The organism is Stutzerimonas kunmingensis, from assembly GCF_002929225.1.
Taxonomy (GTDB): domain Bacteria; phylum Pseudomonadota; class Gammaproteobacteria; order Pseudomonadales; family Pseudomonadaceae; genus Stutzerimonas.
In genome coordinates this window covers 379515-401372 of record NZ_PISM01000004.1, presented here as the reverse complement: position 1 = coordinate 401372, position 21858 = coordinate 379515, and the positions used below count along the sequence as shown (strand labels likewise).

Sequence of the window (21858 nt, the reverse complement as noted above, 5' to 3'; positions counted from 1 at the left end):
ATGCGCTCTCGTAACGATCACTGACCCAGCGTCAGCACTTTCTGCAACATGGTCTTGGCCGTATTCATCAGCTCGGCGTTGGTCTGAAACGCGCGACTGGCTGAAATCATGTCGGCCATCTCTTCCATCACATTGACGTTCGGGTAATACACGTAGCCTGCCTCATCAGCGGCCGGATGATTGGGTTCGTAGCGCGCCTGCAGCTCGCCCTGATCCTCGACTACACCCAACACCTGAACACCTACGCCCGCCTGATCCTGCTCCGCGAAAAGCGACTGGTCGGGCTGGCCGCCGGCCTGCTGAAACACGGTCGCAAACACGGGATACCGAGCGCGGTAAGTCTGATCGACGCTGGATGAAACGGTTTCGGCGTTCGCGATGTTGCTGGATATAGTGTTCAGACGGGTGCTCTGGGCACTCATGCCACTACCGGCAATGTTGAAGACGCTGCTTAGAGACATGGGAAACTCCTTTACTCGCCGCGCAGGGCACTGATCAGCCCTTTAAACTTGCTATTGAGCAGGGTGAAGCTCGCCTGAAAGTCAACGGCGTTCTTCGCGTAGTTGGATTGCTCGATCTGCAGATCGACAGTGTTCTGATCAAGCGAGGGATGCGCGGGAGTGCGGAAGCGCAAGGAGGCATCGGCAATCTCCAACCCCTCGGCGGCAATATGCTTGTCACTGGTCCGCGTTACCCCGAACCCGCCCTGGCTGCGAGCGGACTGCTCGGCAAGCACGCTGCTGAAGTCCAGATCGCGAGCCTTATAGTTAGGCGTGTCGGCGTTGGCGATATTGTTCGCCAGCACTTCGGCGCGCTGCGAGCGAAAACCGAGTGCCTTCTCGTGTAAACCCAGTGCCTTATCGAAACTGATGCTCATGATCTGGCCCTCTGCCGGATACAAGTCTGCTTACGCAAACACCAGCAAAGCTCATGCCACTGAACGCAAATCATTGATTTTATTAGGCTAACCAGAGAACTCTCGGTTTGAGGGCGTCAAAAGCGGCAACGCTTTACCGCTTTTTTGCCGCACCCGCCATGCTGCATGACGGTTTTCTGCCGCCGGCGTCATGCCGGCTATTTCGCCTTGTAGATGATTCCCGGACTGCACTGGACCATCTGATACAGCTCAGGCAGGCCATTGAGCGCTTCGGAGGCGCCAAGAAACAGATAGCCGCCTGGGCGCAACGTCGCATGAATGCGCTTGAGAATGTCCTTCTTCACATCGGCGGAAAAGTAGATCAGTACGTTACGGCAGAACACGATGTCGAACTTGCCCAGCGCGGCATAGCTGTCGAGCAGATTCTGCACCCTGAACTCGACCCGCGAACGGATCGCGGGCTTTACCGCCCACCGCCCTGGTGCCTTGACATCGAAGTAGCGCTGCAGGCGGTCACTGGACAGGCCGCGAGCAATTGCCAGACTGTCGTATTCTGCCGCCTTGCACGCCGCAAGCATCGCGCCGGACAGCTCGGTAGCCACGATCTGCACCCCGGTTTTCGCCTGACTGGGATTGCTGCGCTCGTACTCATCGATGGACATCGACAGAGAGTACGGCTCCTGCCCGGACGAGCATGCCGCCGACCAGATCCGCAGACGCTGCCCCGCACCAGTCTTGAGCATCTCTGGCAGCACACGACTCTTGAGCACTTCGAACGGGTAGGTGTCACGAAACCAGAGCGTTTCGTTGGTCGTCATAGCATCGACCACCAATTCCCGAAGCCCGCTACGTGGCTGTGCCTGAATCTTCCGGACCAGATCGCCCAGCGTCTTGATGCCCTGTTGTTCCATCAGCTTGTTCAGCCGACTGGACACCAGATACTGCTTGTTACTGCCCAGCAGAATGCCGCACGTCTTTTCAAGAAACACCCGGAACTGCTCAAAATCCAGATCGACTGACACCAATCAAAGCCTCACCATCATGAGAGAGGAACTAGCCTCAGTTTGCATCCGCCTGCCTGATCCGCTCAGCCACTCGGGCAGCGAGATCATCAGGCTGGAACTTGGCGAGGAAGTCATCCGCCCCCGCCCGTTTCACCATGTTCTGGTTGAACACGCCGGAAAGGGAAGTATGCAGGAGTATATGCATACCTTGCATGCGCGGATCGTGCCGCACCTCGGTAGTCAGGGTATAGCCATCCATTTCCGGCATTTCAATATCGGAAATCATCATCAGAAATTCTTCAGCCGGTTTCTTGCCCTCGTCAGCCATTCGCTTCAGATAATTGAGAGCCTCCCGTCCATCATTCAGCTTGACGACCTCGATACCGATATTTTCCAGGCAACGAGCAATCTGCTTACGCGCCACAGACGAGTCGTCGACGATGAGCACGCGACACGAAAGCGCCCTGGCACGGGTATCGTCATCGACCACATCGGCTGACACCTCTTCGGAGGTCGGTGCAACTTCTGCCAGCACCTTTTCCACATCGATGATCTCCACCAGCTTGTTGTCGATGTGAGTTACGGCCGTCAGGTAATGATCGCGTCCTGCACCCTTTGGCGGAGGCAGGATCGCTTCCCAGTTCAGATTGACGATCCTTTCAACCGAGCTCACCAGGAAACCCAGCGTTCTGTTGTTGTACTCGGTGATGACAGCGAAAGAATTCTGCAAATCCATCAGCGCCGACTTGCCCGTGGCGAGTGACAGATCGAGGATAGGCAGGGTGCTGCCGCGAATGCTCGCAACGCCCCGTACCACCCGGCCGCATTTGGGCATCACGGTCAGGCGCGGGCACTGCAACACTTCGCGCACCTTGAACACGTTGATGCCATATAGCTGCTCGCCTTCGAGACGAAAAAGCAGCAGCTCCAAACGGTTTTGCCCCACCAACTGGGTACGCTGGTTAACCGAATCCAATACACCGGCCATGCCAGTCTTCCTCTCTGCTTGCAGATTATTGGGGCCGAGGACGCGGCACGCCCCTTGCTTTGGTTGGGATATGAACGTCCAAATGACCATTTTCCGGCGCGGCCGGCTACCGTACAGAAACGTGCTGCTATCAATGCTGTGCGTGTTTTCTCAGTTCACCCACGCGTCAACCTTGTCACATCCTCAGCAGCTTATCGACGTGACCGAGCAGTTTCTTGAGCAGACAGTAAGCGAGTATTTAAGCCGCAGCGCTATCGATGCACGCTACGAGGTCGAAGTAGCCAGGCTGGACCCTCGTTTGCGCTTGAATCAATGCGATCAAACTCTCACGACCAGCCTTGGCAGCACCGCTATCCCTGTAGGACGTGTGAGCGTACGGGTAAGTTGCGAAGGCAGCAGCCCATGGTCGGTATTCATCCCTAGCCACGTCCGCCTTTATCGTCAGGTCCTTGTCGCCAGCAGATCACTTCTGCGCGGCACAGTATTGACCGATGCCGACGTGAGCCTTGCCGAGCGGGACGTGTCCATCCTTACTCAGGGATACCTGACAAGACACGACGAGGCGCTGGGTAACAAGCTGACACGGCCGGCTCAGCCGGATCAGGTCATCACGCCTAATCAGCTGGAAATGGCGAAGGTAGTACGCAAAGGCGATCAGGTGGTCATCACGGCCAGGTCGGGCTCGATAAGCGTACGCATGCCCGGCGAGGCGATGGCCGATGGCGTTACGGGCAAACAGATCCCGGTCAAGAACCAACGTTCCGGTCGCACGATCAAGGCCCGAGTGACTGGTCCAGGCCAGGTTGAAGTGGCAATGTAGCATGTCCGCATGCCGCAGTTTTCCAGTGTGTTCGCTGGAAAAAAAGGCTAAAGTTTCCTCCATTGTTGCCGAACACATGGCAAGCGTCCTGATTCCTTCGAGGTTTGCATCATGGTCATCGACTTCAATCGGCCCAACAGTCCACTGAACGCCCCTAACGGGCGCAGCGGCGTACAAGGCAACGAGCGTACTGCCGGCACCCAGCAAGGGCCTGCTAGCGAAGCGCCTAAAACCGACAGCGTCAACTCCAACACTAGCGACACCGTTCAACTGAGCCCTGAAGCCCAGCGCCTGCAGCACGCGGCTGACAAATTGAACGAGCAGCCCGCAGTGGACCAGGAGCGCGTTGAGAAGCTGAAACAGGCGATCGCTGATGGCTCCTACCAGGTTGATAACCAACGCGTCGCATCCAAGCTGCTCGCGTTCGAGACCCAGCGCTGAACCTGAGCCGACACATACACGCGAGCAAGCCCAGAGCACGAAATGCAAGATACAGCCCTGCTTGAGCAGCTAACCGATGATATCGGCATCGCACGCCAGCTCCTTGAACTCATCGATCAAGAGTTCACCGCACTGGGTGAACGCAATCTGGCGGAGCTAGAGGCGATATTAGCGAAGAAGCAGCCGTTACTGGCACTGCTTGGACAGCATGGCACTCAGCGTAGCCAGTGGCTTGCGGGATTACAGCTGACGCCTGATCGCGCCGGACTTGAAGCGGCCGCAAATAGATCGAAGAACGGTGCGCTTATCCTTGAGCGAGCGCTATCGCTGGAGACAGAGCTTGAGCGCTGCCGTAGCGCCAATGAAAGAAATGGCCGTCTCATCCGAGCCAATCAAAGCGCCCTTGGCGGAATGCTGCACATTCTCCAAGGCAAGGACGATACACCTGACCTATATGACAATCGTGGCGGTTCCGCCAAGAACAAGCCGCAACGGCCTCTGAGCCAAGCCTGAACGATAGACCGCCACAAGGACGCAACGCGATGGTGACAACAATGCGCCGGAGAGCATCGGCCCGTGTCTAGCTTATTCCTCGGCGATGAAGGCCCGCAGCCTCCCAAGGCACTGACGGCGCCACTCGAGATTTACGCCAATCTGCGTCCCCTTCTGGACAACAACACGCCCCTCACGCTTCGCTTCCATGAGCGCAACCAGCGCTACCAGAGTTTTCTGGTTGAAATGAACCGTGAAACCGGCTGGATAGCGCTCGACGAATTGATCCCCAATGACGGCGAGAGACTGCTATTGCAAGGCGAGCCGATTCATATCGAAGGATTCTACGAAGGCGCACGACTCTCCTGGACGAGCGACCAACAGGTTCATACCGGCGAGATTGATGGCGCTCGCTGCTATTGGATCCCAACCCCGACAACGCTCACTTACCATCAGCGCCGCAATGCTTATCGCGCACAGCTGAAAGAGATCGCCATCGCTGCGCAGCTCGGCGGCTCAACAGTGAGAAAAGCCCTGGAAGGCAGGCTGCTCGATATATCGGCTACTGGCTGCAAACTGAGCGTAAAGGGCGACCAACAGGCCGTTCTTCAAACGGGGCAGGTCTACGAGATGATCGCGAAGTTGCCAATTGGCGCGATCCAGACGGAAGTCGAGCTTCGTCACGTGGCCATTGATGAAAAGTCTGGAACTTCGATCTGCGGGCTGCGCTTTCATCGCCTCAGCGGACTGACGCAACGGCAGATTGAAAAGCTCGTGTACCAGCTTCAACGCGACGCACGCCGCGACAATTCCGCCTCACCGTTCGGCTAACGCGCCGCGCAGCGCGCCTTGCCAGACCACCGCTCAGCTCAAGGCTTGTCGCGGAAAAGCGGCACAGCCGAGTCACAAGCCTTGCTATCTGAACGTGATCGCTGTGCGAAATCTTATGGCGTCCCAGGCGAGGTTCGAACTCACAACCTTCCCCTTAGGAGGGGAATATTTAACTGTTTCAGTACGTCGCTCCATATTCGATACAACCTTAGAATTCTTCGAGTTTTCAACGTTTTAGCTCAATTAGACAACATTGCATGTTTCATGACTTGCCGTAGTGTTTCAGAGAAGTGGTCCTGGAAGTGGTCCGCGATTCTTTGGGAGGCTCAGGTGAAGACGCCAGGCAAAAACACTGCAAAAATGGTTACAGACGCCCGCTTAAAGGCATTGAAAATTGGGCATACCGCGACTGACTCCGTGCCAGGGAGAGGCAGTGGAGCCATACTTTTTCACCGCCAGCATTCCGGCGTTGTAACAGTCACTTATCGCTATATGCATGAAGGAAGACGGCGTAAACACCAGATGGGAATCTATAAGTCTGGCGGCCGAGACGCGGGGGCTAGCCTCCAGCAGCTACGTGTAGAAGCACAAAAACTTGCTCAGATTGCTCGGGAGCATGGTGACGTCACAATCTATATGGCGGGGCTAGCAGCTGAAAAGGCGCGACGCCAAAGAGAACGTGAGCACCAAGCTGAAATTGCAGCTAGGCGCGGCACTCTGTGGGAAATGTTAGAAGCCTACGTAGACAGACTTGATCTGGACGGAAAAGCCAGTTCAGGTAAGGTTCGGTCTCTATTCCGTGTAAACGTACTGGAGCAGCGACCTGAGCTCGCCGCCAAATATGCAGACGAGATCACCCCTGAAGACATCAAATCTATTCTCGACGGAGTGCTGAGCAGACGGGCGAAAGGACGAGGAATTGGTAACAAAGCCAAAGCTCCAGAAACCAGCATGAGAAGCACGTGCGATGAGCTGCGTCGCTATCTCCGCCGAGCATTTACCGTAGCAGCTGCGATGCACTTAACTCCCGGAAAAAGCACCCGTAGTGAGCAAAAAAACTTCCTAATCAACATCAACCCGGCTGCTCTGATTCCGGCTTTATCTGACGCGGGCGGAGGAGCTACCGAGTCGCTTACCCCGCAGGAACTTTCGGCGCTTCTAAGTCACATTGATTCACTTCCTGAGCGGCATAGGGCGATATGCAAGGCTTTGATATATTTCGGCGGACAGAGACTTAAGCAGATCCTCGCTGTTACCTGGGACGGCGTTGGCGAAGATACTCTCTCGCTTGTGGATGCAAAGGGCCAGAAACGCTGGGTATGGGAGCATCTAGTACCGATCACGCCTCGGGTTAAAGAAATCCTTGCTCCGTTGTGGGATAAGCCAATCGGCCCAGGGCCTTTTAGCCTTACGCCTGGAAAGCTTATTCACAAAAGCACTGCTTCGAAGGCATTTACTGATGTAGGTCGCACGCTGTCCGCAAGCGGAAAGACGCGGAAATTCACTTGGCTTAACATTCGAGCAACGGTTGAGACTTTATTAGCCGCCCACGGTGTAAACGAAGAAGTCCGCGCATGGCTGTTGTCACACGGCCGAAAAGGTGTACAGAAAAAACACTACGACCGTTTCGCATATCTGCCCGAAAAGCGAGAGGCACTTGAATTGTGGGGCAGTTATTTAGATGAGCTGTCGAACAAGAACACAGTGCCATCTAAAGTCGTATTGCTGAAGAAAAAATTTACTCTCCCCTCACGATGCGCTTGACTTAAAAGGTAATACTTTAGCGTAGGCGAATTCGGCCGCATCGTTACAGCCAAAGCCCATGTAATTCATGGGCTTTTTTGCGTCTCGTTCTAGGGCTGCATGCTTCCATAAATCCGACCAGCCTGCCTCAGGCTATCGCGTGTTTCATTTATCGCCTAATTGCATATTTTACGAAATTAGGCCAGCCACGGAGCATTTACGAATCAGTACTCTGAACGTGTATTAGCTTTCACGAGAATTAAACAATGTTGCAAATCCAAAGCACTACCTACGCACCGGCCGCGTTCTTTTGCGCTGAATTTTCGATCAGCCGCACCACTTGGTGGCGTTGGTCTACCAAAACTCCCGACTTCCCAGTCCCGATCCGCTTCGGCCGTGCTGTTCGCTGGGAGGTAGGCAGTGTTCACGCCTTCCTCACTAATCAGTCCTAAGTAGCCGAAGGAGCATACGGTTAATCTGACATTTGCAGTCGATTGGCCACCTCTGACCTTCCGTTCAGGGTGGCCGTAGCAAAGTTTCAGAACATCCGCTTCTAAAACCATTGCTGCTTTGGGGCAGACGAGCTTTTGAAAGTCAACTGCCTAGTCTTCTTTTCACCCTCGAAGTTTTCAAGATACATTCTAACAAAGTCGCTTTCGCGGCCATTATTTCGTCGAACAATAACTGATACTTCTACTTCGTAAAATCCCTCCTGCACCTCTGCAAGCGTAACGATATCCTCAACGTGCTGATATATTAGTTCCATTCTCAAGCTCACCGAAAAAATTATGCACCTTTTGCCGTAGACCGGCCCCTGAAGTGCCCTTTAACACCGCGCGCTGACGGTGCTAAGTCCCCATACCGGCTGATCCAATCGCTTATGCGATGAGACCAACCTAACTCAAAAACTTAGCTCTGCAAGCCCCATAGCCTATAGGACAATCCCCTAAGAGCAATCAATGCTGTCTGTAGCGGACAGAAGAAGATATTCATCTAATTACTTACTGACCATTTTACAAATCAAGCTCACCCTTGAGCAGGCGCTGGAGTGCATCGATGACGAACTGGTCGAAGTGACGCCCAAGTCGATCCGCCTGCGCAAGAAGATTCTCGACGAGAACCAGCGCAAGCGCGCCGCCAAGAACTGATAGCTGCTGAGACAAAACAAAGGCGCCTTCGGGCGCCTTTGTTGTTTCAATTCACTGGATCGAGCATGCGCTCTTGAATCGCGACGTCTGACCGGACTACGCTTCCAGCCAGCATGGATGGCATTTCGCTATCCTCTCGGCAGGGAACGCCGCCATTCATCCCCATACGCCCTACCATTGTTCGCTCCACTGCTCACCCCAGCGGGCTGCGCACGCCCGCAAACGCCTGGCCCAGCACATGGGTATAGATCTGCGTGGTGCGCACGTCGGCATGTCCGAGCAACGTCTGCACCGTGCGGATATCGCTGCCCCGGCGCAGCAGCTCGGTGGCGAAGGTACGCCGAAAGGTGTGAGAGCTCGCCGGCTTGCCCAACCCACACGCCTGCACCGCCTGCTTGACGGCACGTTGAATGGACGTGACATGCACGTGATGGCGGACCGGATCACCGTCCGCGTCCAGGCATACCCCGACAGACGGAAACAGCCATTGCCATTGCAGCGAACCGGAGGCGCCGGGGTACTTGCGCTTGAGCGCGAAGGGCACTGTCAACGGCACCTGGTAGAACGCCTCCCGCGCCTGCAAACGCCCGCGAATCAGCGCAATGCGCTCCGTCAACGGCGCGATCAGGCTGGCCGGCAGCAAGGTGGTGCGATCCTTTCCGCCCTTGCCGTCACGCACGATGATGAGCTGCTTGTCGAAATCAATGTCCTTCACCCGCAATCGGGACGCCTCCACCACGCGCAAGCCTGCGCCATACATCAACGACGCCAGCAGATCATAGGGTGCAGCAAGCTGCCCGATGATTGCCATCGCCTCCTGGTGCGAGAGCACCACCGGCAAGCGCGGTGGACGCTTGGCCCGGATCGTCTCGCCAATATCGCCCAGCGGTCGCTCAAGCACACGGGCATACAGAAACACGATGGCATTCAATGCCAGATTTTGTGTGGCCGCCGCCACCTGGCGCTCGCTGGCGAGCCAGCTCAGAAACTGATTGACCTCGGAAGGCCCCAGCTCCAGTGGATGACGCATTTGGTGAAACCGCAGGTAAAAGCGTATCCAGTACCAGTAACTTTTCTCGGTGCGGATGCTGTAGTGATGTGCACGCATCAAGGCGTGAAACTGCTCCTGCAGGCGCGGCTTGGGTGGTTGGCTGTTCATGTGATTCCCTTCACTGGTTTTTTGTACAGTAGTAATGGGTTCACAAAAGATATCTGTCAAGCGAATACAGCCGAAGGCACCAGCACTCAGCCAAGGTCTTGTTTTACAAGGGGATTTATTCCCAGGACGACTCCAGATTTCCGGAGTTATATCGAACGCGGCCGTTATGCATTAACGCAGCATGCGGTCTAATCACTGTTATGCACTAAAGGAGTATTTGTGAAAAAATTATTCTCATGCGCAGTATTTATCCTTCTTGCGGGTTGTGCTACTTCCGCAAAATATGAAGCGGTTCTTGGTTCATGGGTTGGTTCTTCGGAACTTGACATCGTAAGAAGCTGGGGCCCGCCTGCACAAGCCTATGAAGCAGGCGGTAGAAAGTTTTTAGTTTATTCCTCGTCCAGGAATGTAGTGCTCCCCGGTACGGCGCCTACTTATACAACCAATATTGTTGGAAACACTGCATACACAAATAGCTATGGCGGTACTCCCGCACAAAACCTAGCATTTTCCTGCGAAACGACTTTCGAGCTAAGCAATGGAACAATCGTTTCTTGGAGCTATCGAGGAAATGACTGCACTGCTTTTTAATTATTCTGTGCGGTTATTGCATAACAATTGGTTCAAATCGTTCGCTTCGCTCACTGGGACGGGCTAAAGCCCGCCCCTTAACAAAACGTTATGTGCAACAAGAAAAAGGAGAAGTCGTGCAAGGCACTGTAAAATGGTTCAGCTCAGAGAAGGGTTATGGCTTCATTACGTCTGAAGGCGGAGAAGACCATTACTTTAATGTTCAGAGCATCAATGGTGCATCGTTACCATCAAATGGTGATTCGGTTCAATTTGAGTCAAAGCCCGGAAATAAAGGCCCAAGAGCAATTAATGTCACAATTACTGCGAAAGCGCCCTCGCAAAATACTCGGCCTGCTGATGACAGAATCAATTGCCCAAGTTGTGGTAAAAAAATTGTTCCTAGAATCATTACTTATCGAGGCAGCCCAGAAAAGTCGGTTTGCCCTTATTGTGCTACAACAGTAAAAACATTCAGTAATTGCTTCATTGCTACTGCTGTTTATGGCGATCCTTCGTGTTACCAAGTAAGAGAGCTGCGCAAATATCGAGATAACACATTATCAAAAAGTGTCGCGGGCAGAGCCTTCGTGAAGTCCTATTACAAAATATCACCAGCAATAGCCAACTGGCTAATAACTAAACCTGCTTTATCACGCCAAGTACGGGCTGTCCTGAACTTTGCCGTAAAGCACATAACAAACGCCTCCAGCGGACGCGCCAAAGGCGCGCGCCGCTGAGGCGAAGCGTTAGGCAACCACAAAGGAAAAACACCATGAAGAACGCAACACTTCTCGCAGCACTGCTTGTCGGCGTCACAGGCATGGCGCAAGCTGATGGATATTTGCATGGCCAGCCCGGGACTTCCTACAACAATATCGGCGGCACCACGTTTGGTTCCGATGGCACGAGCTATAACCGTATAGGCAATACCACCTTCGGTTCTGATGGTAGTTCTTCTAACCGCATTGGGAATAGCACGTTTCACTCTGATGGAACATCGTCTACTCAGATTGGAAATACACTGTTTAACTCAGACGGCACGTCAGTCAACCGAATTGGCAACACAACCTTCGGTTCAGACGGAACGACATGCACAAAAATCGGAAACTCCACATTCTGCAATTGATGCCTAACAACGCCATCAACCCGGACGTGCAAAAGCGCCGCTTCGCTCTGTTTTTGCACGCCAGTTATGGCGAACGTTAGACCTCACAAAAAGGTCGGAGAACACGAAATGCCATTACCGCTCATTCCAATTATCTCCGCACTTGCTGCCGGAGGCTCACTAGTCCCACATGCTGCTGGAGGAATGATAGTTACATCCGCAGCCGGATATGTCGCTGGCACATATTTGAGCACCGCAGCTATCGGAGGACTGTTGGCAGCAGCCTCTACTGTCCTTGGTGCAGGTGCTCTGTACCTGTCCGGCGCTGCAGGTAGCATTATTGGTGGCGCTGGAATATTTGGAACAACTGTCGGAGCGTCGGGAATCACAGGTGCTCTTATGTCGATTGGCATTATTTCCGCCACGCCCATCTGGGTGCCATTCGCGGTCGGTGGCGCCGCTGCCAGTGGTGCTGCTGGGCTTGGCTATGGCGGTTACAAAGTTTTCAAACTTAAACAGAAAATCCAAAAAACAGCAGAAGGTCAAGAAGCGCAATTCACAGAAACCGAGGCAAAGATGATCGAAAAAATCATCAAGCGCTTGGGTAAAAAGAACCAGGGTGGTGAAGCCTAACAACTGGTTCAAGTCACTCGCTTCGCTCGTTCGGGACCGGCTAAAGCCGGCCCCTTAACCAAACGTTATACCCATACAGCGATTAGCCTCTTGGCACGCCTAAATGATTGAGAAAAATTTAAAGAAATTTACCGCAGCAGTATTTATCCTAACGCTTATATTTCTGAAGCTTATAATCGGCCCTGTTACATGCAATAGTGGCTGGAAGTCATCATCGATTGGGCGTCAAGGCGCTTGCTCGCATCACGGTGGGGTGGCCGGCTGGAAAGGTTCTTTGCCAATATTGCTAAGCGGAGCCGCAGCATTTTGGTTCTATGTCACGTTTAGCCAAAAAGGCACTTCATCTAATGTAGGCACTAGAATCCATCAAGCTCCCGCTGAATCAAATAATTCCCAACCAATAACACCACCCATTCCGAGAACACCGAGAACACCGAGAACACATAAAGATCAAAAAAAATGTCCAAAGTGTAACGCCCTCATGTCTTTAAGAACGGCAAAGAAAGGTAAAAACCCGGGCAGTAAGTTTTGGGGGTGCAAAAAATACCCACGATGCAAAGGCACTAGACCATATGTGCCGGAATAACGGGTATAACAACTGGTTCAAATCGTTCGCTTCGCTCACTGGGACGGGCTAAAGCCCGCCCCTTAACCAAACGTTAGGCAAAACAGCAATCTCTTCCTTAAACACATATAAATCAAGGAGAATCACATGGCACGCAGTTATTTATTAATAATATTAACCACCGCAATATGCACAGGCTGTATGCAATCCGATGAAGATAAAATTAAGTCGCTAATATCTGCTAACAGCAACCTATACGACCCAAGCTCCGTCTTGATTCGCAACATCACCCTCCATCTAAATACATATTGCTTCGAATTGAACGCTAAAAATAAATTTGGCGCGTACACAGGATTTCAAAAAACCTATATCGACTATAGTTATGGCGAATTTTATATGCTACGAAAGAGTGACATCCCTGATGCTGGCAAGCACGGCGTGGACAATGCAGTCAAAGCCATTGACGCTATTGCTGTGTGTCTAAATGAATAGACCACATCTCCTGTGTAAACCATAAAAGTTATTTGGCTATGCTTCCAGCGACGTTGCACGCTCCAAAGTTATATCTATTAGATCTCCTGACACAGCCAGAATCACGAGAAACACATGAACATGACAATCGTTGCATTTGGGGCCTTTTCGATATTCACATTCACGCTTTCTGCAAATGCTGAAGCTACTGATGTAAATAAATTACGCGCGTGCACGGAGAAACAAGCACGAGCTGTCGGCTATCATGTCGCCGGACTGGATGGTTACGGCGGAAACTACTTAGATATTCGTCTAGCTCAGAGCGCTGGATCAGAAGTTAGTGTACGTGACATCGTGGCAGCAGATGAAGCACGAGGTGGTGGTATGTACGATATGCTGGTATCAATGCGAGACTCTATCAAGTTATGTGCAGGCTTCTATGGGCTCCTTGATATCTCAGACTTTGATGGCGCAGCCATTGTAAAGGACAGATAAATCAACAGAATCAGAGTAATTGAAGCCTAACAACTGGCTCAAATCGTTCGCTGTGCTCACTGGGACGGGCTAAAGCCCGCCCCTTAGCCAAACGTTATGTGTAAAAGGAGATCACAGTGACTCTATTAAAAATTATCGCTGTAGCAACCATGCTATTGGTTTTGGCTGGTTGCTCAACCACCAAGACAATGAATGGAATTATGTCTTCTTGGGAAGGCTCAAATATAAATGAGATTGTAGCTCAATGGGGCTACCCACATGAAGAAAGAGAGTTCCAAGGCCGAAAACTTTATATCTGGCACCACAATAAATCTGCCTATATACCACAAACAACAAATACAACTGGGTCGGTATATGGCAACTCTGTATATGCAACTTCTACTACATCGGGTGGTTACGCCATTCAAGGCAGTTGCCAAAGGGTTCTGGAAGTTGACAGTTCTGGTACGGTCGTGCGCTGGGAATGGCGTGGCAACAACTGTCCATTCGGTGAGCTAATGGAGTACGCAAATTGGCGCAAAAAAGAACCGGCTCAGTAACACATAACAAGCAAAGGCAGCATCGCCACTTCGTGGCTGGACGCGCTAACGCGCGCCGCTGCTTTGGGCGTTATGCCCACAAGGAGAAGCATGGAGACTTTTGACATCTCTTGGAGCGCCATCTTGAAGCTGATGCTCGCGGGGGCATTCACCTATGTGGTAATGCCAGCGCTATTAGTTCTCAGGGATTTGGTGCTTCATTTTGCCATCGGTAAATGGATCTTAACCGACCATCTGAGCACGCTAATAATGATGTGTGAGAATGATCGGTGGTTTCTGAATAATAGATACAACCGAAAGGTCAAAGTGACCTATGGAACTGATGGCGCGAGATTTGAAATTGACGGAAGCCCTGTCTCCAGAGAAGAGTTCAACGAATACGAGAAAGGTCGCAACTTCCACGCTAAGCGGTTCGAATATGCAGACTCAAAAATCACATTTCGCCACAATTTAATCACGTGGCTGACCAAGCATTACAAGCAAGCGGAAGGTGGGAACCCGATTCCAGAATTGCGTGAGTTTTACTATGAAACTGCTGGTGCTTCTGATCGGCAGAAGGCATAACAATCGGCTGCACAGCGACCGATTTTCCGCCGCTTCGCGGCTCCAAACCGGCGCATGAGCCGGGCGTTATGTGAAAAGACTACCTGCGGTTGAATTGGCAACATGATTTCTATGAAAAAGGAGGTTACATGCAGTTTATACTGAGAATTAGACCAATTAATCATTCCGACTTGGGTTCGGAATGCCCATATCTGGTGGATGAAGATGACTATGCGATGTACGCAAATGGACTTCTAGATGATATTGCATCAGAGGTTGGCGTTTTATCCGTTAGCAGAAGTGGAGACTCGCTGAATATTGATGTTGATGATAAAATTGATGAGAAACAAGTTAAGGAAATCGTAAAGCCATATTTTTCAAATGATCGGTTTTGCAAATATCGATTTGTTTCTCTCGATGTGATGAGTTAGAAGTAATCCAAGATACTCAATAAATTAGCTTCTTTATTATATGCGTTGGAGTAGTTATGTTCGGGTTTTTCAAGAGCAGTCAACGAAAGCTAGACGACCAATTCAAAAAGGATTTATATGAATTTGCTCAATTTTTTGCACAGCGGGTAGAATTCCTGAATCCCATTCAAACAAAGGAGATTGTTGCAACAGTAACATCAGTGTATTTGGAGCGAGATCCTGAGGATGAAGGGTCATCAGTTGCTGATTTCTTCTTTAATTCGCTGGTTGGGAATATTTGTGACGCAATTGGTCAGGGTGTGATAGATAAACACACAGGTTTGATTATGTGGAAGCAATCAAACAGGTTTTTGTCGGCTAACCCGGGATTCAAAGGTAAAGTAGTAAATGTATGTATGAAAAATTGGAAAGATTTACTACTTCATTTGGGCGTTGACAAAATGAACTTTGATTTTGCGTAGAAGTTTTAGAATTTACGTAGCGGTGTCTATTCGGTAAAAAATAAATTCACATAACAAGTCGGTCAATTCGCAGCCCTAAGGAAACTCTGAAAAAGACTTTCTGATTTTGGCAAAATACCCCGATCCTACCCGCCGAGTAGCCCGATGAAGCAGATGACTTTCTCCGACGCCGAGTACGCCGGCAAGCGCAAGCAGACCCGCAAAGAGTTGTTCTTGATCGAAATGGATCGGGTAGTGCCATGGAAGGGTTTGGTTGCCTTGATCGAGCCCCACTACCCCAAGGGTGAAGGCGGACGTCCGGCCTATCCGCTGATGGCGATGCTGCGGGTTCATTTGATGCAGAACTGGTTTGGCTACAGCGATCCGGCGATGGAAGAGGCGCTGTACGAGACCACTATCCTGCGCCAGTTTGCAGGGTTGAGCCTGGAGCGCATCCCTGACGAGACCACCATCCTCAACTTCCGCCGCCTGCTGGAGAAACACGAGCTGGCTGCTGGCATCCTGGCGGTGATCAATGGCTACCTGGGTGACCGTGGCCTGTCGCTGCGCCAAGGCACCATTGTCGATGCCACGTTGATCAATGCACCGAGCTCGACCAAGAACAAGGACGGCAAACGCGACCCAGAGATGCATCAGACCAAGAAGGGCAACCAGTATTACTTCGGGGCCAAGGCACACATAGGTGTCGACGATGAATCGGGTTTGGTGCACAGCGTGGTGGTCACGGCAGCCAATGTCGCGGATGTCACCCAGGTCGATAAGCTGCTGCACGGCGAGGAGAACATGGTCGGCGCAGACGCCGGTTACACCGGCGTCGAGAAGCGTCCCGAACATGAAGGCCGCGAAGTCATCTGGCAGATCGCGGCCCGCCGCAGCACTTACAAGAAGCTGGATAAGCGCAGCGCGCTGTACAAAGCCAAGCGCAAGATCGAGAAGGCCAAAGCCCAGGTGCGCGCCAAGGTCGAGCACCCGTTCCGGGTGATCAAGCGCCAGTTTGGCTACACCAAGGTGCGCTTCCGAAGCCTGGCGAAGAATACGTCGCAGATGGTTACGCTGTTTGCGCTATCGAATCTGTGGATGGCTCGCCGACATTTACTGACCTCTGCAGGAGAGGTGCGCTTGTAATGCGAGGAATAGCCGCTGCGAGGTGCTCGCAGCGGCTCAAGCATCGAATTGAGCAGGCGATGTGATCGTTTTTTGATCATTATCCCGCTTTAAAATCAGCAGTGCCTGAAGTCAGTCAGAAAAACTCGACTACTTCAGACCATCCCTAAAGGGCTGCTGGGACGCCGCTACGCGGCGCCCATTACCTCCACGTTAGTGCTCAAGAGGAACCATGAGCGAAAATTCATTCAAGTCGATCAGAAACGGAGCAGTTGCCTCGGTGATTGCGGGGATAGTTCTTCTGACAATCCCTGTACTGCGGGGATATGTCGTCAGCGTTATAGCTTGGTTATGGTCCGGCTTAGTTTGGGGCTGGGAAGCAATGCTTGCATCATATTCTCTACCTGGCTGGTTATGGCTATTAGTTTTTATTTTCGCGACTATTGGTGTGGTAAATATTTATATTACTGTAAAAGGCGAGCAAGAAGAGCCCGAATTTAAGAAGTACATCGAAGACTTCATTTATGGTGCTAAATGGCGCTGGAGCTGGAGTGGCAATCAGGTCTCAAACGCATGGTGTTATTGCCCTCGCTGCGATGCAACTCTTGTCTATGACGACAGGTCCTGCCGCAGCTTTCATTCAACTGTAAGAAAAACCGACTTCATTTGCGAGAACTGCGGCCATAGTACTATTGCATCCATAACTGGCGGCAACAAAGATTACGCGACCGGGGCGATAATTCGAGAAATAGAAAGAAGAATAAGAACGGGCGAGTTCAAACAGCACTAACAAATGGTTCAAATCGCTCGCTTCGCTCACTGGGACGGGCTAAAGCCCGCCCCTTAACCAAACGTTAGGCCATACGAATAAATATCAGCTCACCGGAGGTCACGTGACAACCAAGTCTATCTATTGCAGTAAGTGCCGAGACAATAATGGTCATTATATCGCTCGTGGCAAAGTAGGCTCAGAAATATTTCGACGGGTAAGTGTGGAGGGCCGGAACAATAATGGATCTTATCGCTGCAAGTGTGAATGCGGTCATACATGGCCCTCTGTGTCATCAGAGGCAGCTAGACTCTTCCATCAGGGTAGTGCTAGTGCAAACTAGCAACCGGTTCGCCCGCTCCGCTCACTAAGAATGATTAAAATCCGACCCTTGACATAAGAGCTACCCTAACCCGCCTAGAAGCACTACAAAATTCAACTATAACCAGGCAGGAATCCACTCAGGATACTTATGAGATATCGAATAATATTGGCAATCTCAACTTTATTTTTAGGCCAAGCTAGCGCGGAGGTCTTAAATTTATCCTGCATCAACCAACGAGACGGCAGCTCATATAGCTATATAATAGACACCTCAACCTCCCAAGTAACATCAAAAAGCACTGGAATTTCAACAAAAGCTTTAATTAACGAGGATATAATATATTTCAACGAAAAATACCCAAACACTCAGGATACCTTTGCCATCAACATAAATAGAATCACAGGAATAATGCGTATCTCTTTTCCTGGGCAACCACCAAACCCAAACGACCCACCTTATGTATGTAGCAAATCTCAGGCAATTTTTTGAGTTTTGGAATACCGCTCGGGTTTCGCGTCCCTGCCTAACACGCGGTTCAAGCCGTTCGCTTCGCTCACTCGGGACCGCGTTCCGCGGCCCCTTAACCTGAACGTTAGGTACCACATGACCGACCTCATCGCGAAACTAAAAAATCCAAAAGACTGCGTAGTCTTTGAAAGAAACGCGACAGAGCGTGGCCGTCCCGATCTTGCACTAGCCGCTAGAAAGCGCGCAGTCGAACTTAGAGCTATTGAGCACGGCGCAACAACAGACGTCGAGCGCGAGTGTTTAGAAGCAGTATTTGCCTACGAGCAAGTGCTAAGCGCAAAGAACGGAAAGAAAACCCGTGCTTCTCGTACATGGCCCATGATCGAGCGTCATGGAATACTTGAGGCAGTTGAGCGGGCAGTTAATCGAAAAGAGGAAACAGTTGGCTACACTGCTCTTGTCGAAATGGGACTTGAAGATTATGCATTTGAAGCAGTGATACTTCGGCATCCTAGTTACTTTTCTGCAAGCGCTGTTCAGCGTTCACAAGAGCGCATCAATCAGCACAATGGCACCTAACTAGTGGTTCAAGTCGTTCGCTTCGCTCACTCGGGACGGGCTAAAGCCCGCCCCTTAACCAAACGTTATAACCAAATTGGAGATGAGCAGTATGGAAATACTCATAGGGATAATTATCGCTTCAGTCATCTTGTTTTTACTAATAAAAGGCGGGCAAAGTCTTGAGTCGCGCGACGTCACAAAAATGCTCGACGCAGAACTTATTAAATACAAAAACCAATTTGAACAACGCGCCCACCTCAGCATAAAAGCTGGCGACAATACTAAATATGAGTTCTATACAAATAAAATCCAAGAACTAACCAACGAAATAAATAGACGCAGCACTGGCTTAGCACCAGACAAAATGCTTGAACTAAACGCGCTCATCAAAAAACATACCGCACTTGTCAAACTTCTAATGAGCAAAAAAGGCTTCACAGAAGAACAGGCAAACAATTCAATTTTAAATAAAATAGAAACTCGCCAACGGCAATATCAAGAAAAAGGTTTCAGTGCGGAGGAGTCCCTAGAAAAAGCAGGCGCCGACGTCTACGGCATATTAGAAAGGCAAAATTAAAAATCCGACCGAGTGTTTGCTTATAACTACTGGTTCAAGTCGTTCGCTTCGCTCACTCGGGACCGCGTTCCGCGGCCCCTTAACCAAACGTTAGGCATCAATATGAGATACATCGCAATAATCATCATTCTTTGTAGTTCGAGCGTAAACGCTGCCGAGGCTTTGCTTCTGTTTGGCGGCAAGAACCACGATGAATTTATCGGCTGCCTAAATTGCGGGAAGTACGACGACGGTTCGGTTTGTAATAAGTACGGGGATTACGGCTCCAAATATAACGACAAAAGTATTTGGAATAAGTACGGTGACTACGGTTCTAAATACAGTGACAAGAGCCCATGGAATAAGTATGCGTCAAATCCTCCGGTCATCGTAGACAAAGACGGTGGCTTTTATGGGTACTTCGCGGCGGGTAAGTATCAAGATAAGCGCACAAAAATTGAATCACTTGCATACATGCGGCGATTTTCAAGGTAGTTGTCGCGCGAGCGTGTCACGCTGCCTTTGGTGTTTGCTGCAGTACCGCTTCCCGCTCCGGGTTCAGGCACACGATTGGTGCCAGCACCCAGTTCCTGATGTTGCCGTCAATACTGCTTGGGTTTTGAGAAAACCCTAAACTTGGCTCAGCAATCGCAAATCTCTTTACAAGTAAAGAGTAACTCTCGAATAAACGAGTGTTGCTTTGTGATGCTGATAATCTATCTGACCACCAGTCTTACATTCACAAGCACCCACACGAATTGCTTGATTCAGTTGTTAAAGAGCGTTTCGATCAAGCCTTTCGCCTCAACCGAGGCCGCGCATTTTACAGCAGCCTTGTTACCTGTCAAGCTGTTTTTGAAGAAGTTTTTCTTTCTTCTCAACCGCTTGCGCTTCAGATCAACTTGCGTCTCTCGTCAGCGGGAGGCGAATCATACAGCGTTCAAAACCGCTGTCAACCACCTCTTTCAACCGCCCCCGATCAACCCGACCGAAGCTGCCAACAGGATTCAACCACCACCCTGCCAGCCCGGCGCATTCTACTCGAATCCGCCATCCGTGCAACCCTTTTATTTCGCTAATCTTTTGATTTACAAGAGGTTTTGCTTAAGGACTGCGCCGGAAGTGGTGCGCATTATAGGAGCCTGAAAATCAACGTCAACCGTTTATTTCAGTTTTATTCAGATGACGGGCAAGCGAGTCAAAAAGTACCGTCCGTACGAGCGATACCAGCCACAACTATATATAAGGATGCACGGCAAAAATCGCGGCTCTCTCGTTTCTTCAATCCTACGCCACCAGCCATTACACTAGCCCTCTTCTCCTCAGTCATGGCTTCACATGTCCCGGCAAAGTGATGCACCGCTTGATCTTCTTTTATTTCCGACCTGGCTCGTTCCGGTGGAGCCGGCTGGCGTGGTGTTGAAGGGGCACGGTCTCGGCGTTCGAGATGGACGCATTGCGCTCATCGCTCCGCGAGCCGTAGCACTCAAGTATCAGGCGATAGAAACGCGAGAGCTCGAGGGTATGCTTCTCGCTCCAGGTCTGATCAATGCGCATGGCCATGCCGCGATGACTCTTTTTCGTGGACTTGCTGATGACCTGCCCCTTCAGCGCTGGCTTAAGGATCACATCTGGCCAGCCGAGTCGCGTTGGGTCGATGAGGATTTCGTTCGCTGTGGCACCGAGTTGGCAATCGCCGAGCAACTAAAAGGTGGGATCACCTGCTTTTCTGACATGTACTTCTATCCCAGCGTCGTCAGCGAGCTGGTACACAAGCACGGTGTGCGAGCGCAGATCACCATCCCGGTTCTTGACTTCCCGGTTCCCGACGCTCGCGATGCGGATGAAGCGCTACGCAAAGGTGTAGCGCTGTTCGACGATCTCAAGCATCACCCCCGAATCACGGTCGCCTTCGGGCCTCATGCTCCTTATTCGGTTGCGGACGACAAACTTGAAAGCATTCGCGTTCTGGTAGCGGAGATGGATGCAGGCATCCATATGCACGTCCATGAAACCGCTCATGAAGTCCAGGAGGCGCTGCGGAAACACGGTGAGCGGCCGCTGGCGCGACTAGCGAGATTGCAGCTGCTAGGGCCGCGTTTTCAGGCAGTGCACATGACCCAGGTCGATGATGACGATCTCGCGCTGCTCACCGAGCATAACTGCAGCGTTATTCACTGCCCAGAATCCAACCTCAAGCTCGCCAGTGGCTTCTGTCCGGTCGAGCGCCTTTGGGAAGCAGGAATCAACGTGGCAGTCGGCACGGATGGGGCGGCAAGCAATAACGACCTGGACCTGCTAGGCGAAACTCGTACGGCAGCGCTGCTGGCGAAGGCCGTCGCCGGCTCGGCCACGGCACTGGACGCCCATCGCGCTCTACGCATGGCCACACTGAATGGCGCCCGAGCGCTGGGCATCGATGAGCACACCGGTTCTCTAGAGATAGGCAAGTTCGCCGATCTGGTCGCGCTGGATCTTTCCGGTCTGGCGCAACAACCGGTATACGACCCGGTATCCCAATTGATCTACTCCACCAGTAGAGACGCGGTGCGACATGTATGGATAGGCGGTAAGCAGCTGCTGGAAAGCGGCCGCCTTACGCGAATGGATGAGCAGCAAGTGATTGCGAACGCTCGCCAATGGGGCGAGAGAATTTCGAGCACCGATCAACGTTGAAGGTGTGAAACCAACCATACACAGCTTCTGCGCGACCAAATGACATACGAACCACGGCGGCTACGATGCCCCGACCTTAG

At 51.5% G+C, this 21858-nt stretch carries 27 protein-coding genes and 1 pseudogene; 23 read left to right on the top strand and 5 right to left on the bottom strand.

Features of this window, described 5'->3' with window-relative positions; genetic code table 11:
• Positions 1-17: 17 nt before the first annotated feature.
• The 4 genes from flgC to CW305_RS02955 all read right to left on the bottom strand — a co-directional run bounded on the left by flgC (position 18) and on the right by CW305_RS02955 (position 2869).
• The gene (flgC, locus tag CW305_RS02970) at positions 18-461 is read right to left on the bottom strand and encodes a flagellar basal body rod protein FlgC (protein WP_104097074.1); all 444 of its coding nucleotides are present in this window, start codon (positions 459-461) and stop codon (positions 18-20) included.
• An 11-nt stretch (positions 462-472) separates the two neighbouring features.
• The gene (flgB, locus tag CW305_RS02965; protein ID WP_014819770.1) at positions 473-877 is read right to left on the bottom strand and encodes a flagellar basal body rod protein FlgB; all 405 of its coding nucleotides are present in this window, start codon (positions 875-877) and stop codon (positions 473-475) included.
• 197 nt (positions 878-1074) lie between these two features.
• Entirely contained in the window at positions 1075-1902 is an 828-nt protein-coding gene (gene cheR, locus CW305_RS02960; protein WP_014819769.1) for a protein-glutamate O-methyltransferase CheR, read from the bottom strand.
• A 34-nt stretch (positions 1903-1936) separates the two neighbouring features.
• The gene (locus CW305_RS02955; RefSeq protein ID WP_014819768.1) at positions 1937-2869 is read right to left on the bottom strand and encodes a chemotaxis protein CheV; all 933 of its coding nucleotides are present in this window, start codon (positions 2867-2869) and stop codon (positions 1937-1939) included.
• An 82-nt stretch (positions 2870-2951) separates the two neighbouring features.
• Here CW305_RS02955 and flgA point away from each other — a divergent pair, with 82 nt between their 5' ends.
• The 6 genes and pseudogenes from flgA to CW305_RS02915 form a co-directional block, all read left to right on the top strand.
• The gene (gene flgA, locus CW305_RS02950) at positions 2952-3689 is read left to right on the top strand and encodes a flagellar basal body P-ring formation chaperone FlgA (RefSeq protein ID WP_044314570.1); all 738 of its coding nucleotides are present in this window, start codon (positions 2952-2954) and stop codon (positions 3687-3689) included.
• A 111-nt stretch (positions 3690-3800) separates the two neighbouring features.
• Positions 3801-4130 (top strand): flagellar biosynthesis anti-sigma factor FlgM, encoded by a 330-nt coding sequence (gene flgM / locus CW305_RS02945; protein ID WP_104097073.1) that lies wholly within the window; start codon positions 3801-3803, stop codon positions 4128-4130.
• 42 nt (positions 4131-4172) lie between these two features.
• The gene (locus tag CW305_RS02940) at positions 4173-4643 is read left to right on the top strand and encodes a flagella synthesis protein FlgN (protein WP_104097072.1); all 471 of its coding nucleotides are present in this window, start codon (positions 4173-4175) and stop codon (positions 4641-4643) included.
• A gap of 63 nt (positions 4644-4706) precedes the next feature.
• On the top strand, positions 4707-5453 hold the full coding sequence (locus CW305_RS02935; protein WP_104097071.1) for a flagellar brake protein: 747 nt from the start codon (positions 4707-4709) through the stop codon (positions 5451-5453).
• A gap of 330 nt (positions 5454-5783) precedes the next feature.
• Entirely contained in the window at positions 5784-7217 is a 1434-nt protein-coding gene (locus CW305_RS02925; protein WP_146067134.1) for a tyrosine-type recombinase/integrase, read from the top strand.
• 998 nt (positions 7218-8215) lie between these two features.
• Positions 8216-8344, top strand: a pseudogene (locus CW305_RS02915) (hypothetical protein); the annotation flags it as partial.
• Positions 8345-8537: 193 nt separating this feature from the next.
• On the opposite strand, the gene CW305_RS02910 reads toward CW305_RS02915, so the two are convergent.
• Entirely contained in the window at positions 8538-9563 is a 1026-nt protein-coding gene (locus CW305_RS02910; RefSeq protein ID WP_342748736.1) for an integron integrase, read from the bottom strand.
• Between the two features lie 159 nt (positions 9564-9722).
• Here CW305_RS02910 and CW305_RS23170 point away from each other — a divergent pair, with 159 nt between their 5' ends.
• The 17 genes from CW305_RS23170 (at position 9723) to CW305_RS02840 (ending at position 21778) form a co-directional block, all read left to right on the top strand.
• Complete coding sequence (locus tag CW305_RS23170) at positions 9723-10094, top strand: hypothetical protein (RefSeq protein WP_141239051.1); 372 nt, start codon at positions 9723-9725, stop codon at positions 10092-10094.
• Positions 10095-10210: 116 nt separating this feature from the next.
• The gene (locus tag CW305_RS02905; RefSeq protein ID WP_104097068.1) at positions 10211-10813 is read left to right on the top strand and encodes a cold shock domain-containing protein; all 603 of its coding nucleotides are present in this window, start codon (positions 10211-10213) and stop codon (positions 10811-10813) included.
• A gap of 35 nt (positions 10814-10848) precedes the next feature.
• On the top strand, positions 10849-11202 hold the full coding sequence (locus tag CW305_RS02900; protein WP_219819249.1) for a hypothetical protein: 354 nt from the start codon (positions 10849-10851) through the stop codon (positions 11200-11202).
• Between the two features lie 108 nt (positions 11203-11310).
• Positions 11311-11814, top strand: a complete 504-nt coding sequence (locus CW305_RS23165) for a hypothetical protein (protein WP_146067133.1) — start codon at positions 11311-11313, stop codon at positions 11812-11814.
• Positions 11815-11917: 103 nt separating this feature from the next.
• Positions 11918-12400: a topoisomerase DNA-binding C4 zinc finger domain-containing protein gene (locus CW305_RS23855; protein ID WP_104097066.1), complete on the top strand. Its 483-nt coding sequence runs from the start codon at positions 11918-11920 to the stop codon at positions 12398-12400.
• Between the two features lie 126 nt (positions 12401-12526).
• Positions 12527-12871 carry a hypothetical protein gene (locus CW305_RS02885; RefSeq protein WP_104097065.1) on the top strand — a complete coding sequence of 115 codons (345 nt, stop codon included), beginning with the start codon at positions 12527-12529 and terminating at the stop codon, positions 12869-12871.
• A 114-nt stretch (positions 12872-12985) separates the two neighbouring features.
• A complete protein-coding gene (locus CW305_RS23160) occupies positions 12986-13345 on the top strand; it encodes a hypothetical protein (protein ID WP_146067132.1) in 360 nt (119 codons plus the stop codon).
• A 116-nt stretch (positions 13346-13461) separates the two neighbouring features.
• Complete coding sequence (locus tag CW305_RS23155) at positions 13462-13884, top strand: YgdI/YgdR family lipoprotein (RefSeq protein WP_146067131.1); 423 nt, start codon at positions 13462-13464, stop codon at positions 13882-13884.
• Between the two features lie 90 nt (positions 13885-13974).
• A complete protein-coding gene (locus CW305_RS02880; RefSeq protein WP_104097064.1) occupies positions 13975-14448 on the top strand; it encodes a hypothetical protein in 474 nt (157 codons plus the stop codon).
• A gap of 128 nt (positions 14449-14576) precedes the next feature.
• Positions 14577-14858 carry a hypothetical protein gene (locus CW305_RS23150; RefSeq protein ID WP_146067130.1) on the top strand — a complete coding sequence of 94 codons (282 nt, stop codon included), beginning with the start codon at positions 14577-14579 and terminating at the stop codon, positions 14856-14858.
• 56 nt (positions 14859-14914) lie between these two features.
• Positions 14915-15319 (top strand): hypothetical protein, encoded by a 405-nt coding sequence (locus CW305_RS02875; protein WP_104097063.1) that lies wholly within the window; start codon positions 14915-14917, stop codon positions 15317-15319.
• Positions 15320-15463: 144 nt separating this feature from the next.
• The gene (locus tag CW305_RS02870; RefSeq protein WP_104097062.1) at positions 15464-16444 is read left to right on the top strand and encodes an IS5-like element ISPa52 family transposase; all 981 of its coding nucleotides are present in this window, start codon (positions 15464-15466) and stop codon (positions 16442-16444) included.
• Positions 16445-16655: 211 nt separating this feature from the next.
• Positions 16656-17213, top strand: a complete 558-nt coding sequence (locus CW305_RS23550) for a hypothetical protein (RefSeq protein WP_219819248.1) — start codon at positions 16656-16658, stop codon at positions 17211-17213.
• A gap of 907 nt (positions 17214-18120) precedes the next feature.
• Positions 18121-18564 (top strand): hypothetical protein, encoded by a 444-nt coding sequence (locus CW305_RS02860; RefSeq protein WP_104097061.1) that lies wholly within the window; start codon positions 18121-18123, stop codon positions 18562-18564.
• A 91-nt stretch (positions 18565-18655) separates the two neighbouring features.
• On the top strand, positions 18656-19123 hold the full coding sequence (locus tag CW305_RS02855) for a hypothetical protein (protein ID WP_104097060.1): 468 nt from the start codon (positions 18656-18658) through the stop codon (positions 19121-19123).
• A gap of 684 nt (positions 19124-19807) precedes the next feature.
• Complete coding sequence (locus CW305_RS02845; RefSeq protein ID WP_104097058.1) at positions 19808-20248, top strand: hypothetical protein; 441 nt, start codon at positions 19808-19810, stop codon at positions 20246-20248.
• Between the two features lie 192 nt (positions 20249-20440).
• Positions 20441-21778 (top strand): TRZ/ATZ family hydrolase, encoded by a 1338-nt coding sequence (locus CW305_RS02840; protein ID WP_104097057.1) that lies wholly within the window; start codon positions 20441-20443, stop codon positions 21776-21778.
• Positions 21779-21858: the final 80 nt, after the last annotated feature.